The sequence below is a fragment of the Cupriavidus sp. OTU4054 genome (assembly GCF_038440175.1).
Classification (GTDB): Bacteria; Pseudomonadota; Gammaproteobacteria; order Burkholderiales; family Burkholderiaceae; genus Cupriavidus; species Cupriavidus pauculus_D.
Genome location: NZ_JASATF010000057.1, coordinates 1 through 14162 on the forward strand (window position 1 = coordinate 1; position 14162 = coordinate 14162).

12 protein-coding genes are annotated in these 14162 nt (G+C 66.6%); 7 read left to right on the plus strand and 5 right to left on the minus strand.

All coding sequences use genetic code 11. From position 1 onward, the window contains the following. From AAHB16_RS32405 to AAHB16_RS32415, 3 genes are all read left to right on the plus strand, one after another. Window positions 1-369, plus strand: a 369-nt coding sequence (locus tag AAHB16_RS32405; protein ID WP_342052914.1) for a hypothetical protein, incomplete at its 5' end; no start/stop codon positions are given. Between the two features lie 64 nt (window positions 370-433). Next, window positions 434-2041: a 3'-5' exonuclease family protein gene (locus tag AAHB16_RS32410; RefSeq protein ID WP_342052915.1), complete on the plus strand. Its 1608-nt coding sequence runs from the start codon at window positions 434-436 to the stop codon at window positions 2039-2041. Between the two features lie 108 nt (window positions 2042-2149). After that, window positions 2150-2569: a hypothetical protein gene (locus AAHB16_RS32415; protein WP_446718156.1), complete on the plus strand. Its 420-nt coding sequence runs from the start codon at window positions 2150-2152 to the stop codon at window positions 2567-2569. Here AAHB16_RS32415 and AAHB16_RS32420 read toward each other — a convergent pair. After that, the gene (locus tag AAHB16_RS32420; RefSeq protein WP_342052916.1) at window positions 2566-4362 is read right to left on the minus strand and encodes an ATP-binding protein; all 1797 of its coding nucleotides are present in this window, start codon (window positions 4360-4362) and stop codon (window positions 2566-2568) included. The genes AAHB16_RS32415 and AAHB16_RS32420 overlap by 4 nt on opposite strands. Window positions 4363-4553: 191 nt before the next feature. On the opposite strand from AAHB16_RS32420, the gene AAHB16_RS32425 reads away from it, so the two are divergent. Beyond that, a complete protein-coding gene (locus AAHB16_RS32425; RefSeq protein WP_150375164.1) occupies window positions 4554-5240 on the plus strand; it encodes a histidine phosphatase family protein in 687 nt (228 codons plus the stop codon). A 41-nt stretch (window positions 5241-5281) separates the two neighbouring features. Here AAHB16_RS32425 and AAHB16_RS32430 read toward each other — a convergent pair whose 3' ends face one another. Continuing rightward, entirely contained in the window at window positions 5282-6064 is a 783-nt protein-coding gene (locus AAHB16_RS32430; protein WP_342052917.1) for an SDR family oxidoreductase, read from the minus strand. A 136-nt stretch (window positions 6065-6200) separates the two neighbouring features. Further along, entirely contained in the window at window positions 6201-6548 is a 348-nt protein-coding gene (locus AAHB16_RS32435; RefSeq protein ID WP_223851780.1) for a DUF7696 family protein, read from the minus strand. A 319-nt stretch (window positions 6549-6867) separates the two neighbouring features. Here AAHB16_RS32435 and AAHB16_RS32440 point away from each other — a divergent pair, with 319 nt between their 5' ends. The 3 genes from AAHB16_RS32440 to AAHB16_RS32450 all read left to right on the plus strand — a co-directional run bounded on the left by AAHB16_RS32440 (window position 6868) and on the right by AAHB16_RS32450 (window position 12099). Next, window positions 6868-9243: a mechanosensitive ion channel family protein gene (locus AAHB16_RS32440; RefSeq protein WP_446718157.1), complete on the plus strand. Its 2376-nt coding sequence runs from the start codon at window positions 6868-6870 to the stop codon at window positions 9241-9243. A gap of 490 nt (window positions 9244-9733) precedes the next feature. Further along, a complete protein-coding gene (locus AAHB16_RS32445; RefSeq protein WP_150375166.1) occupies window positions 9734-10984 on the plus strand; it encodes a helix-turn-helix transcriptional regulator in 1251 nt (416 codons plus the stop codon). An 86-nt stretch (window positions 10985-11070) separates the two neighbouring features. Beyond that, a complete protein-coding gene (locus tag AAHB16_RS32450) occupies window positions 11071-12099 on the plus strand; it encodes an alpha/beta fold hydrolase (protein WP_342052918.1) in 1029 nt (342 codons plus the stop codon). Window positions 12100-12241: 142 nt separating this feature from the next. Here AAHB16_RS32450 and AAHB16_RS32455 read toward each other — a convergent pair whose 3' ends face one another. Further along, on the minus strand, window positions 12242-13297 hold the full coding sequence (locus tag AAHB16_RS32455) for a glycoside hydrolase family protein (RefSeq protein WP_342052919.1): 1056 nt from the start codon (window positions 13295-13297) through the stop codon (window positions 12242-12244). Beyond that, a partial coding sequence (locus AAHB16_RS32460; protein ID WP_342052920.1) for a di-heme oxidoredictase family protein occupies window positions 13294-14162 on the minus strand: 869 nt, incomplete at its 5' end. The genes AAHB16_RS32460 and AAHB16_RS32455, both read right to left, overlap by 4 nt.

The following is a 14162-nucleotide window of genomic DNA, read 5'->3' on the forward strand; positions in this document are numbered from 1 at the left end:
CTCCGTCCGAAGACAGAACCAACATGTTTTACTGTGCGAGCACTGATAACTTTTGAAGCTTGCCGAGAGACCAAAGATCTTTCGGTGCGCCGTCATCAAGCGCCCACACTTATCGGTTGTTTGTTTGTTAAAGAACCTTGCGCAACCGGCTTTGCCGTCTGCGTTTTTTGCTGCCTTGTCGCTGCGTATTTCGTTGCAGCGAAGAAGCGAGAGTATGTAGCTTTTCTTGCTTCGCGTCAACTAGTTCGTCGATTTATTTTTTCAACCGACTCGCTTGCTGACTACTCCCCATCTCCCCGCAACCCGCGCCGCTGCTGCGTTTCCGCCTGCTGCTGCGTTCGGTTTGTGTTGCGAGGGGGCGAATATTAAGCTGGGCAAACGAGGTTGGCAAGCGGTTTCTCAAAAAAATTTTTCGGTCCGTTAGAATCGCCGGATGCCGACGCCTCACGATGCCTATACCTACCTGCCGGAACGCCTGACTTCACGCGATGCCGGGACCCTCGATGCGCACGCGCTCGCCGCCGCGCTGGCGCGGCCGATCGTGTTCGTCGATCTGGAGACCACCGGCGCGAACGCGCAGAACGATCGCATTACCGAGATCGGCGTCGTCGAGGTGGGGCCCGACGGGATCTCCGAATGGGACACCCTCGTCGATCCGCGCATGTCGATTCCGCCATTTATCCAGAACATGACCGGCATCACGGACGACATGGTCCGTGGGCAGCCGACGTTCGAGAGCCTGGCCGAGGCGCTGGCAGAGCGCTTGCAGGGGCGATTGTTCGTCGCCCATAACGCGCGCTTCGACTATGGCTTTCTAAAGAACGAGTTTCGCCGGGCCGGCATTACCTTCCGTGCGGATGTGCTGTGCACGGTGCGGCTCTCGCGCGCGCTGTACCCGTCCGTGGAGCGGCATGGGCTCGATGCGCTGATCGCGCGTTTCGGGCTGACACCGAAGGGGCGCCACCGCGCGCTGGCCGATGCGGAACTGCTCTGGCAGTTCTGGCAGCGGATTCACGATCAGTATTCGGTGGACCTCGTCGAGTCGGCCGTGAAGTCGCTGGTCAAGCAGGCGAGCCTGCCCGCCGGGCTCGAGGAGACCGCGCTGGACGATGTGCCCGATCGCGCCGGCGTCTATCTGTTCCATGGCGACGACGATGCGCCGCTGTACGTCGGCAAGAGCATTCATCTGCGCCAGCGGATTCGCTCGCATTTCTCGGGGGACCACACCAACGAGAAGGAGATGCGGCTCGCGCGTGCCGTGCGCCGCGTGGAATGGCGCGAAACCGGTGGCGAGGTGGGCGCGCTGCTGCTCGAAGCGCAACTCGTGAAGTCGCTGCAGCCGCTGCACAATCGCCAGCTGCGGCAGACGCACGAACTGTTCTCTTGGGAGCTGCCACACGGACTGTCCGCGCCGCGGCTGCGTTCGAACCGCCATATCGACCTGAGCCGCCATGCGGATCTGCATGGCGTGTACGCGAGCAAAGGATCGGCCATCGCCCATCTGCGCGCATTGGCCGATGAACATCGGCTATGCCTGACCACGCTCGGCATCGAAGGCCGTACGCGGCGTGGCAATCCCTGCTTTGCGCGGCAGGTGCATCGATGCGATGGCGCGTGCGTCGGCGAAGAGACGATGGCGAGCCATCGCGAACGGCTGGTAGCGGCGCTGCAAACCTCGGCGCTGCGGGCGTGGCCGTTCGCGGGGGCGATTGCATGGCGCGAAGGACCGGCTCCGCAGCCATGGCATGTGATCGAGGACTGGTGCTATCTGGGCTCGGTCGCGCAGCTCGAAGCGGCCGCCGGACTCGTGACCGGCAACGGCGAGGCAAACCCGGTGCGTTTCGATGCCGATACCTATCAGATCCTGCTGCCGCACCTGGCCACACTGATCGCCGACGCGGTACCGATCGAAGCCACGCGCCCATTCATGCTGACCGCGTTGCCGCCACTGCTGCCCGCCCCGGCCGCGCAGGCGCCGACGCGTGCCACGAAACGAAAGATTCAGTCCGCCAGCATCCTGCAGCAGCCTTTGTTCGCTTGATCGTGCAACGGATGCCGTTCCGTGCGCCGACACACATATGCGGATTGCCTTCCCTGATACCGCTCGGATAGTCTGCGGCTCAGGGCCCGTCAACTCGCTGGAGCCGCCATGTCCGCGTTGCCCCTCCGCCTCGTTTCGCCCGCGCTCGCCGCGCCCTGTGCCCTGCTCCTGCTTGCCGCGTGCGGTAGCTTTGAAGGCAATGCGATGCAGCGCGTGTTCGACTCCTGGAAATCGGCGCCCATCGAGGAAGCGAAGGCGCAATGGGGACCGCCGCAGTCGGTGCAGTCCGTGCCCGGCGGTACCGCTTACGTGTGGGTCGACGAGGTTCCCGCCGCGCAACCCCCGGGCAGCGGTCCGCGCGAGGGGGCCGTCGATCCTACGCCATCCACGGCGCGCTGCCAGCGCAAGCTCGTGGCCGGGCCCGATGGCAAGGTGACGGGTGGGGAATGGAGCGGCACCGCGTGCTGCACCCAGACACTCATGGGCCGCTGCGCGGCGCTGCTCAATCGAACCAGAGCGACCGGCTAGTTGTTTTCGTCTTCCAGCCCATCGCGCGCATCCTGCACGGTTTGCGCGATGGCCAGGCGCAGTGCGTCCGCGGAGATCGGCTTGTGCAGCACGCGATAACCGCTGGCATGGAGCGCGCGCAATCGGTCCGGCGCGGTATCGCCGGTGACGATCAGGCCCGGGACGGGCGCATCGAGATATTCGCGCAGCCACGCGATCGCCTGGTCCCCGGTGACCTGATTGGCCAGCCGGAAGTCCGCGAGGACCAGATGCACGGGTGCCGGGCCCTGCTCGCGCGCGCGCTGGTGCGCGGCGCAGGCCTCCTCGACCGAGGCGCCCGCGTAGACCAGATGCCCCCAGAACTTGAGCAGGTCGCTCAGCGCGGACAGGATCTGGGGATCGTCGTCCACGAGCATCACGCCATAGCACTCCAGCGGCTGGACGCCACCCGAAAACGCCGATAGCGGCGCATCGATCGCGGACGGCGCGGCACCGTCGCGCGCGAGCGGCACGGTGACGGAGAAATTGCTGCCCTTGCCGGGCGTCGAGCGCAGCGAGATGGGATGGCCGAGCAGGCCGGCCAGCCGGCGTACGATCGCGAGCCCGAGGCCGAGCCCCTGCTCCGCCGGCGCATCGGTCAGTTGCGCGAACTCCTCGAAGACGAGTGCCTGCTGCTCGGGCGCGATGCCGGGGCCGCTGTCGATGACCTGGATCTCCATCGCGCCGGGGCGGCGCCGCGCGCCGACGAGAATGCGCGCCATGGGCGCATAGCGGATGGCGTTGCTGAGCAGGTTGTCCAGAATCCGCCGCAGCAGTTCGGGATCGCTGTCGATCCAGGCTTCGGTGACTACCACGTCCAGCCGGCAGCCCTGGCGGCGGGCCTGCTCCACATACTCGTCGCGGATATCGTCGAGCAGCGTCGCGAGCGGCAGCGGCCGGCGGCGTATGGTGACGAGGCCCGCGTCGAGACGCGATACGTCGAGCAGCCCGTCGAGCAAGCCACCCATGCGCTCGAGCGTGGTGTCAAGGCGCCGGCCGAGCTGGCGCGCGCCATCGGCGCCGACATCGCCGCGCTCGGCGACCGCCGACAGCGAGGCCGACAGCAAACCCAGCGCATGCAGCGGCTGGCGCAGATCGTGGCTGGCGGCGGCGAGGAAACGGGTCTTGGCGAGGTTGGCGGCATTGGCGCGGTCGCGTTCCCGTTCCAACTGCCCGATCAGCGCGACGTTCTCGAAGCGCAGCTGCACGCCCGACAGCAGGTTGCGGTACGTCACGCGGCCGAAGTAGACGTTAACTACGTACAACGCGAGCGCGAACATCAGGAACACGCTATAGATCGACTCGTGGCGCAGCATGCATGTGATCACGAACGGCGCCACCATGATGGTCATAAAGCCGATGTACACGCCGAGCCGCGCCGACAGGCCGGGCATCGCGCCGCAGGCCATGCCGGCCAGCACGATGCATGCGAAGGCCACCCACTCCGGTTCGGGTGGGAGCAGCCACAGGGAACCGAGGAACCCCCATAACGCCGCGGACAGCCACGAGAAAATGGCGAAGCGCGTGACCCACTGCCTAGGGGTAGTCGTTGCCGAGTCGCCGTGCCGGAAGAACTTCAGCGACAGACCGATGCGGCAGAACGTGAGCACATAGATGGCGCCCATCCATGCGAGCAGCAGATGGTAGGAGGGGGTGTCGCGTAGCGCGTAGACGACCGCCGCCGGAATCACGAAATTGGCAAACAGGATGCCGTGCGACTGACGATACAGCAGCCGCACCATGGCGGCCTCGATGTCGTCACCGTTGTGGGTCATGAGCGGCGGCAGAAAGGCGGTTCGAGATGGTTACAAAGGGGGGCGCGCAAGATATATAGCACCGAAGCAAAACGCCCGATACCCCCCATGCAGCGCGACAATACTTCGTATGAATTGTTAGGGGACATGCTTCTTCCATGCCGGAGCGAGCGCCTAGAATCGCTCGTCGTCAACCCTCTCCTGGTGCTTCCATGGCCATGCTCTTTCTTGTCCGTCACGGACAGGCTTCCTTCGGCGCCGAGAACTATGACCGCCTTTCCGACGTCGGCCGGCAGCAGGCGCGCTGGCTCGGCGAATATTTCCGCGATCGCGGCGTGGCTTTTCGCCGGGTGCTCGCCGGCTCTCTCGTGCGCCAGCAGGACACAGCAGCCGAAATTCTTGCGGGCATGGGGGTGGCGAGCGGCGCGGCGGGCCTCGATATCGGCACGCACGCGGGTCTCAACGAGTACGACGGCGAGGCGCTGTATCGATGCTTCACCGATGGGGCCGATCATCGCGCCCACCAGAACGGCGACTATCGCGACTACTGGCGCACGTTCCGCGCGGCCTTTCAGGCGTGGACCGAGGACCGCCTTGCGGGCATGCCCGAGACCTGGGCGGACTTCGGCGCCCGCATGCGGGGCGCGCTGACCCATGCGACGGAAGGCGCCGCGCGCGAGGATGCGCTGCTCGTGGTGAGCTCGGGTGGCGCGATCGGCCGCGCGGTGGCGGACCTGCTCGGCGCGCCGACCGCGACGGCGATCGAGCTGAACCTGCAGTTCCGCAATACGGCGTTCTGCGAGGTCATCGTCGGGCGCGACACGCAGCGGTTGCTGAGCTTCAACAACGTGCCGCACCTCGACCTGCCCGGGCGCCGGGAGGCGCTGACCTTCGCCTGAGTTGTCGGCGATGGCGCCCGCGCCCGGATCTCGTCGTGCGCTCAGATCACGCCGCCGTTCACGCGGATGGTCTGGCCATTGACCCAGGAACCGTCGGCGCCGGCCAGCATCGAGACCACCGATGCGACTTCTTCCGGCTTGCCCAGGCGTTCGAGCGGGGGCGCCTTGGCCGCACGCGCGATGACCTCTTCCGATTTGCCCTCGAAGAACAACTGCGTGGCGATGGGGCCCGGCGCGACCGTGTTCACGGTGATCTCGCGACCGCGCATTTCCTTGGTCAGCACGTGCGTCATGGCTTCCACACCCGCCTTGGTCGCCGCATAGGCGGCGTACATCGGCTGATAGAGCCCCACCACGCTCGACGACACGTTGACGATGCGGCCGCCCGAACGCAGGCGGCGCGCAGCTTCGCGCAGCGTGTTGAACGTGCCCTTGAGGTTGATGGCCACCTGCCGGTCGAACAGCTCGTCGGTGGACTCGGCCATGGTGGCGACCTTCATGATGCCGGCGCTGTTGACGAGCACATCGATGCCGCCGAACGCGGTCTCTGCCGTATCGAACAGGCGCGCCACCGCGGCCGGATCGCTGACGTCGGCCTGCGCCGCGACCGCGCGGCCGCCGGCCTTGACGATGCGGGCAACCAGCGCTTCGGCTTCCGAAGCGCGGCCCGCGTAGTTGACGATAACGGCAAAGCCGTCGCCGGCCAGCCGCTCGGCAATCGCGGCGCCGATGCCACGCGAGCCGCCCGTGACGAGCGCGACCTTGCGGCCGTCGGCGGCGGTACCCGCGTTGTGGGAGGTCTGGGATTGAGTCGCTGCATTCATGATCGTTCTCCTGGGTCGGTGCGTGCCGGAGATGTCCGGCGCGCTTGACCTCACTATGGACGACCGAATGCGGAAGATAATCGGTACTCTTTCGCGAACACTGTACGGATAATACGAACAATAGCGAGCGCGGCAATCAGACCGCCAGCGCTTCGCGATCGCGCGCAATGGCGGCCTCGCGGATCGCATCGGCCTTGGCGGCAAGGCGCAGCGCGATGTCTGCGCCGCGTTGCTCGGCCACGCGGGCGATAAAGGCGTCGCGAAGCGGCGCACGCAGCGTGGCCACGTGGGAGGCTTCGCAGAACAGCTGCCACGCCTGCGGCTGGCCGGCGTACGCATCGCGCCGGCTCAGCATCGCGGCGTCGATCGCGGCGGCAATCCGGGCTTCAAACTGGGCCTCGAGCGGCATCCGGCAGGAAGCGTCGAAACGGAACGCGCTGCCGTGCATGGCGGCATGGTCGGTATAGGCTGCGGCATGTTGCATGGTGTCTCTCCCCGGTCCCTCGGTTTGCATGCGTGGTGTCGTGTCGGGCTATCTCTGCAAAGCGCATGCCAATGGACAGCGGGGCCGCGGGCGAACGGCGGGCGACACTGCCAGCGGGGCGCCGGGCCGCGCGGGGCGGGCGTTCCGGCGTTTGCCACCCTACTTGCGCCGGGGGCGCGGACCGGGGAACACCGTGGGACGCGGGACGTTACGGGTTACGTTACGGGCGGTGACAGGGAACGGGACGGGGCGACGAGAGGTTGCGTGCGGAGAATGTCCAGAGGTACCCAGCGCCTCCCGATGCGCTACAGTGACGCGCATGTCGAACGATGACCTGACGCCCATGCTTCTGCCGCCGCGCCCTCGCTCCATTCGGGATCTCGTGCGTCCGGCATTGGCGTTCGTCCTGCTGACCTGGCTGAGTCTGACGATGCTGGCCGCGCCGCCCGCCCACGCGGCGTCGGCCAATCCGCTGATCGCCGCGGCGCAGAAGCTCGAGGCCAGCGCGTCGCCGCCCGCGAGCGAGCCGCTCGCGCAATCGCTCGACCAGATCATCGGCACGCTGCAGAACGACAAGCAGCGCCAGGCCCTCGTCGATCAGTTGAAAACGCTGCGGAGCGGGCTCGACGCCTCGGGCGTGGCGGCGCCCGGACCGGCCAGCGGCGCGCAGGCGGGACTGATCGGCGTGGTGACGAAGGCGCTCGATCAGGTCGATAGCAGCCTGGACAAGCAGCACGGCGCGCTCCAGTACTGGAGCTGGCGTATCCGCTTTGCGGGCGAGGAATGGCACGCCGCCCTGACCATGCACGACACGCGGCCGAAGATCGTCTCGATTCGCGAGTTCGGGACCGTGCTGGTGGCATGGGGCGTCGCGGGATGGCTGCTCTGGGAACTCGGGCGGCGCCTGCATCAGCGCCGGCTGCAGCCGGCACGGCCGACGCATTTGCCCAGCGTGCCCTCGTGGATCGACGTGGGCATCTATTTCATGCGCCGCATCGGACCCTGGATCGTCGCCTTCGCGCTGACCGTGCTGCTGACCTATCAGGTCTTCGGCCGGACCCCCGCGAGCATGGCCGCGGTGCTGGTGGCGCTGTCGATCGTCTGCGGCGCGCTGCTGACCGCGTTCTGCCAGGTGATCTTCGCGGTGTTCTCGTCCGCGCATCGCGCCACTGCCGTGCGCGACCTGCTGCACCATTCGCCGTGGCTGCTGTTTGCCACGGGCGCGCTGGCCGCGCTGGGCGAGGCGGCCACCGACAGCCGGGTGATCGCGGCGCTGGGCGCAAGCCTGTCCGCGCTGATCGGCACCTTTGCCAATATTCTCGCGGCCGTTCTGATCGCGATATTCGCCATCCGGTTCCGCCGGCAGATCGGCCACCTGATCTCGTTCCGGCCGCTCGCGACACGCCAGTCCTACCCCGCATGGATGGACGTGCTGCGGCTGGCGGGCCAGGCATGGCACCTGCCCGTGCTGGCGGTGGTCATCGCGTCCGTGCTCGGCACACTGATGGCCAGCGGACGGGCCGACGAGATCCTGCGCCGCGCCGTGGTATCGGTGACGCTGTTCGTGGCCGCGACGTTGCTGAACCTCGTGGTCGGCCGCTCGCCCAAATCGACCACACGCCCGCCGCGCCTGCGCGATCGCCTGCGCTCCGCCTATATCGCGCGCTTCGGCCGCTTTGCGGTGGCGCTCATGCGCGTGGTCATCTGGTTTGCGTTCCTGGAGATCACCGCGCGGGTCTGGGATACCTCGCTGATGCAGCTCGCGCAATCGACGCTGTTCGGCCGGCACGTGGTGCAGGCCACCGTGAGCGTGATTGCCATCGTGTTGCTCGCGTGGCTGATCTGGCTGCTGATCGATACCGCGATCACGCAGACGCTCTCCCCCACGCATGGCCGCGTCGGGCAGCAGCCGAGCCTGCGCGCGAAGACGATCCTGCCGCTGGTGCGCAACGCGTCGTTCGTGGCGCTGCTGATCATCGCGCTGATCGCGGTGCTCGCGAACCTTGGGGTCAACGTCACGCCGCTGCTCGCGGGCGCGGGCGTGGTGGGCCTGGCCATCGGTTTCGGCGCGCAGAGTCTCGTGCAGGATCTGATCACGGGCCTGTTCATCGTGATCGAGGACTCGATCGCGATCGGCGATTCGATCGAGCTGCCCGACCATTCGGGCGTGGTCGAAGGCATGACCATCCGGACCGTGCGCCTGCGCGACGGCAAGGGCGCGCTCCATACGCTGCCCTATAGCCAGATCAAGGCCGTCAAGAACCTGTCGCGCGGGTACGCGTACGCCGTGTTCAATATCTCCGTGGCCTACGACAGCGACTTCGATCGCGCGCTGGAGATCATCCGGAGCACGGGCACGGAGGTGTCGCGCGATCACCGCTATTCGCGCAACCTGCTGTCGAGCCTCGATATCCTCGGTCTCGACCGATTCGACCCGAATGGCATCGTCGTGCTTGCGCAGTACAAGACGCGGCCGCTCATGCAGTCCGAAATCGCGCGCGCGTTCAACGTCCGCCTCAAGCGCAATTTCGACAAGGCCGGTATCCGCATGGCCGCCCCGCGCGTGACGGTGCAGGTGGATGGCGGCGCCGCGCATACGGATGCCGAGATCCAGGCTGGGCAGGCTGCCGCCGACGATATTGCCAAAGCCGCGGGGGCAGCAATCATCACTTCCGCAGCCACGAATTCTGCCTGACGGATTCTCGCTTAATGCCGAAATTGCGAAATGGGACGCCTATGGCATATGGCTGTCGTTTTTGCGCAAACCCTGTCGAATCAAACGCTTGACTGATTGCAATCGCAAGGCCGGCGCGTAGTATTGCGCGAGCTATCGATTGTTGGAACGGGCGTGTGATGCGCAATGCCGGGTGCCCGCGCAACGAGGCGATAGGACCAGGCATGACAGGACCTACGTGATTGCCAACTTTCCCGCAATCTGAGTAGGGATGGCGAAAGCCGCTGCTGTCAGCCCCCTCCAAGGCGGGATTCTCCCGCATTGGGTTTTTGGCCGATGATTGGTCTATACGAAGCGGAAGGCACCAGTCGCCATCCCGCCCGAGAGTCGCGACAAGAGAAGCGTTGCCGCCGGCACCCGCCGGGGCGACGATGGTCAGCATACATATAAGGACCACGCCTCGCCGCAGTGGTCTGAGGAAACAAGGCGTTTGCCACCGGGGAAAATCATTATGGGCGAACACCCGTCTACCGACGATCAATTCCATCACCTCGTCGACTGCATTTACGAGTCGGCGATGGACGTGGCCGCCATGCCGGTCGCCCTCGATTTATTTTCCCAGTACACCTGCACGACGAGTCCACGTTATCTGATCTGGGACAAGCTCGCGGGTGAGACGCGCCTTGGCGTGACGCCGCACGGCTGCTTTACCAACGCCGCCGCCATGCCCGAGAGCATGCGCGTGGTGCCCGAGTACGTCGGGCATGGCAACGGATCGGCGATCGATACGTTCACCCGCGCCGTGGACAGCCCGCTGATCGCCATGCGCCCGCAGGCCATGACGCATACGTTCGACTGCCATGGCCTCGAACAGGGGATCCGGCTGTTCGATACCAGCGACGTCTGCGTGCTGATGAGTGCGATGGCCGGAAGCGCCGCGACGGGCGACCTGTCGAACGATCATCGCGAACGCCGGCTCGCGCATGTCATGCCCCACTGGGCACGTGCCGCGCGCATGCAGCATCGCAACTTCGAACTCAGCGGGCTGGCCTCGATGGGACTGGCCGGGCTCGACACGCTCGACTTCGGCGTGATGGTGCTGCAGGCCGACCTGCGCGTGCGCTATGCCAACAGCTGGGCCGAGTCGCTGGTGCAGGCCGATTCCCACCTCTCGCTCGAACATGGGATGCTGCGCGCGCGGACAGAGCCGCTGCAGGGCGTGCTGTCGAAGATGCTGCAGTCTGCCGCGCTCGGTGGCCGCAACGGTACCGCGGCTGCCGGTTCCTGGATGCATATCACCTCCGGCGGACAGCCTGTGCCGCTGATCGTGGTGCCGCTGGTGTCGCGCCAGCCCGTCGAAGGCCCCTGGCAGTTGCCGGCGGCCATGCTGCTGATGGGCAATTCCGAGTCGCGATCGGTGCTCGACGCGGCGGTGCTGACCTCGCTGTTCGGCCTGTCGCGCAAGGAGAGCATCATTGCGATCCGGCTGGCGGCCGGCGAGACGCTCAACGAGATTGCCGAGCGCGAGTTTCTGTCGCCGCATACGGTGCGCGTGCATATTCGCGATACCCTGCGCAAGACCGGGACGCATCGGCAGTCCGAACTCGTGCGGTTGCTGCACCTGCTGCCCGGCGTGGATCTCGGACGTACGGGATCCGCGGCCAAGAGCGATGCGCGCAGTTTGGCCAGCTCGACCAGTTCGACCAGCGCCTCCAGTCCGCGGGAGGGGCGTCCGGCGCGGCAGGCCGTGCGTTCGCGCTGAGCGGAGGACGCCGGGCATAGGAACTTTGCCCATGCGTGGGGGTCAGTTTGTGCGACCATCTTCCTCTCCCCGACGCGAGTTTCCTCATGCCGCCCCTTCGTTCCCTCTTTGTCACTGCCACGCTGAGCGCCTGCGCGCTCGCCGCGCCGCAGGCCGCCATGGCCGCCGACGATGGTCCCGCCTATGGGCCTGAGCTCGAAGGCTTCGATTATCCCGCGCCGGTGCAGCGCTTCTCGTTCACGTCGCAGGAAGAGCCGATGCAGATGGCCTACCTCGACGTGCAGCCGACCGCCGCGCCCAATGGCCGTACCGCCGTGCTGCTGCATGGCAAGAACTTTTGCGCCGCGACCTGGCAGGAGACCATCAAGCAACTGACGGGCGCCGGCTATCGCGTGATCGCGCCGGACCAGATCGGCTTCTGCAAGTCCACCAAGCCGCAGCGCTACCAGTACACGTTCCAGCAGCTCGCGCGCAACACGCATGCGCTGCTGACCTCGCTGGGCATCGGGCAGGCGACGGTCATCGGGCATTCCACGGGCGGGATGCTGGCGATGCGTTATGCGCTGATGTATCCGAAGGAGACGCAGCAGCTCGTGCTCGTGAACCCGATCGGGCTCGAGGACTGGAAGGCCAAGGGGGTGCCGTCCCTGTCCGTGGATCAGTGGTATCAGCGCGAGCTCGGAACGACGGCGGACCGGATTCGCAAGTACGAGCAGGCGACGTACTACTTCGGGCAGTGGAAGCCCGAGTACGAGCCCTGGGTGCAGATGCTCGCGGGCATGTATCGCGGGCCGGGGAAGCAGATCGTGGCCTGGAACTCGGCGCTGCTGTACGACATGATCTATACGCAGCCGGTGGTGTACGAGCTCGGGGCGATCAAGACGCCGACGCTGCTGCTGATCGGCGATCGGGATACGACGGCGATCGGCAAGGATGCGGCACCGGCGGAGGTGCAGCCTTTGCTGGGGCGGTATCCGGAGCTGGCGAAGGCTACGGCCAAGGCGTTGCCGAACGCGACGCTCGTGGAGTTTCCGGAGCTTGGGCATGCGCCGCAGATGCAGGATCCGGGGGCATTCCACAAGGCATTGCTGGAGGGGATGGGTCGGGTGAAGTGAGGTTGGCCCTCTCCCCCGGCCCCTCTCCCCATGGGAGAGGGGAGAAAGCCTAAAACAGTAGATTCTCTATACCCCTCTCCCCAAGGGGGGAGGGGAGAAAACCCACGGTTGCCCAAGTCCTGAGGCAAGAGGGGGAGCGGCCTCAGAATGGCAGGCTGATATAAAGCTTGCCCAGGTCCGTCAGCTGCCCATCCGCGCCAAGCAGGCTCGTGAAGTGCGTATCGTTGTCCCAGCGCCCCGTGAACCACGCATAGCGGAACACATCCGTGCGCTGCTCGCAGGTGGCGACCATGTCTTTCATCTGGGCCATCTGCTTGGCCGCCGAATCGATGGCCGCGTTGCCGTCGCCGACGTGCCAGTTGGCGAACTCGGTGACCCAGAACGGCTTGCCGTATTTCACGAGACGATCCAGCTGTCCCGACAGGCCATAGTCGTACCAGTGGAACGCGATGTAGTCGATCTGCGGATCGCGGTTGCCGTTGGCGGCGCGGTACTCGGTGTAGAACGCGTCCAGCCATGCCACCGGATCGTTGAAGCCGTTCCCCATGTTGCCCCACGTGATCGCCGGACCCACGAGCTTGACGCCCGTGTGCTGCGCCACGGCCTCGTAACGCGGCCACAGTGCCGCCGCGTCGCGGGGTTGCAGGTTGGCCTGGTCGCCGAGGTTCGGTTCGTTCAGCAGCAGCAGGTACTTGATCTTCGGATGCGCGCGCAGGTAGGCCTCGATGGCATTGCCGTCGAAGTTGCCGTTCCACAGCATGGGGATGTAGTCCATGTTGTAGGCGGTGCTGGTATCGGACGCCGCGGCGCTGTTGGGTTGCGAGCCCCAGTTGTACCACCAGCTCACCCCGGGTGCGAGCGCGCCGAGGTCGTTGGCGCTGCGCAGGTCGTAGGCCACGCCGCGCTTGGCGCTCTTGGTCACGCCCGGCGTGCCGACGTTGCCCGTGCCACCGCTGTTGCCGGTGCCGCCGTTGTTGCCCGTGCCACCGGTACCGCCCGTGCCGGTATTGCCGTTGCTGCCCGAGCCCGACGACGGCGCACCGCCGGTACCGCCGCCGACGCTCGCGTCGTCACCGCCACCGCAGGCGGCGAGCGTCATCACGAGCAGTGCCGCGCCGAGCCAGCCCGCCGCGCGCCGCCACATTGCGCCCCGATTCACGGGGAACATTGCCATCGCATTCGTTTGCATGGTCATCATAGGGATTTCACAAAGTCGATCAGTTGCTGACGGTCGTCGGCGCTCAGTGCCTTGAACCGGTCCCGTGCGGCGCTGCCCTGGCCGCCGTGCCAGAGAATCGCTTCCTCGATGGTGCGCGCGCGGCCGTCGTGCAGGTAGCGCGTATTCGGATCGATGCTCGCGAGCAGGCCCAGCCCCCAGAGCGGCGCGGTACGCCATTCGGCGCCGCTGGCGTTGCCCTGCGGATAGTTGTCCGCAAGGTCCTGCCCCATGTCGTGCAGCAACAGATCCGTGTACGGATGGATCAGCTGGTTGCGCAGTTCGGCAAATTTGTGGGCGCCGCCGGTCGTGAGCGACGCCGCGTGGCACGACGTGCAGCGGGCCTGCGTGAACAGCTGGCCGCCGCGCGCCACGCGATCCTGCATGCGGCTCTCGGCCTGCTGCGCGGCGGTGATGGTAGCCCCGCCCTGCTTGAGCTGCTCGACGATGGTCGGTGCCGGAATGCCGTTGAACTGCTGGCCCCTGAAATGACGCTGGGCCGGAACGCCGAGCAGGCTCAGGTAGTGCGAGATGCGGTCGACATCGGCATCGGCAAGCTCGGGGCTGTTCGCATCGGCGGCACGGCAATCGCTGCCGGCCGTCGCGCGGCCGCAGAAATGCCTGGGCAGCATGGACGTGGTCACACCCATGTCGCCATTGAGCGCGTCGGCGGTCTGCTGCAGCACCGTGGACGACGATGCCTTCCAGCCGAAGCGGCCCACACGCGAGATGCGCGGATCGAGCGCGTCGGGCACGACCTGCACGCGGCCGAGCGTGCCGTCCGGATCCGTGGGGGGGGGGGGGGGGGGGGGGGGGGGGGGGGGGGGGGGGGGGGGGGGGGGGGGGG

Coding starts and splice junctions, on each gene's coding strand:
- AAHB16_RS32410 (WP_342052915.1), top strand. CDS start 434: ATGCCGACGCCTCACGATGCCTATACCTACCTGCCGGAACGCCTGACT.
- AAHB16_RS32415 (WP_446718156.1), top strand. CDS start 2,150: ATGTCCGCGTTGCCCCTCCGCCTCGTTTCGCCCGCGCTCGCCGCGCCC.
- AAHB16_RS32420 (WP_342052916.1), bottom strand. CDS start 4,362: ATGACCCACAACGGTGACGACATCGAGGCCGCCATGGTGCGGCTGCTG.
- AAHB16_RS32425 (WP_150375164.1), top strand. CDS start 4,554: ATGGCCATGCTCTTTCTTGTCCGTCACGGACAGGCTTCCTTCGGCGCC.
- AAHB16_RS32430 (WP_342052917.1), bottom strand. CDS start 6,064: ATGAATGCAGCGACTCAATCCCAGACCTCCCACAACGCGGGTACCGCC.
- AAHB16_RS32435 (WP_223851780.1), bottom strand. CDS start 6,548: ATGCAACATGCCGCAGCCTATACCGACCATGCCGCCATGCACGGCAGC.
- AAHB16_RS32440 (WP_446718157.1), top strand. CDS start 6,868: ATGTCGAACGATGACCTGACGCCCATGCTTCTGCCGCCGCGCCCTCGC.
- AAHB16_RS32445 (WP_150375166.1), top strand. CDS start 9,734: ATGGGCGAACACCCGTCTACCGACGATCAATTCCATCACCTCGTCGAC.
- AAHB16_RS32450 (WP_342052918.1), top strand. CDS start 11,071: ATGCCGCCCCTTCGTTCCCTCTTTGTCACTGCCACGCTGAGCGCCTGC.
- AAHB16_RS32455 (WP_342052919.1), bottom strand. CDS start 13,297: ATGATGACCATGCAAACGAATGCGATGGCAATGTTCCCCGTGAATCGG.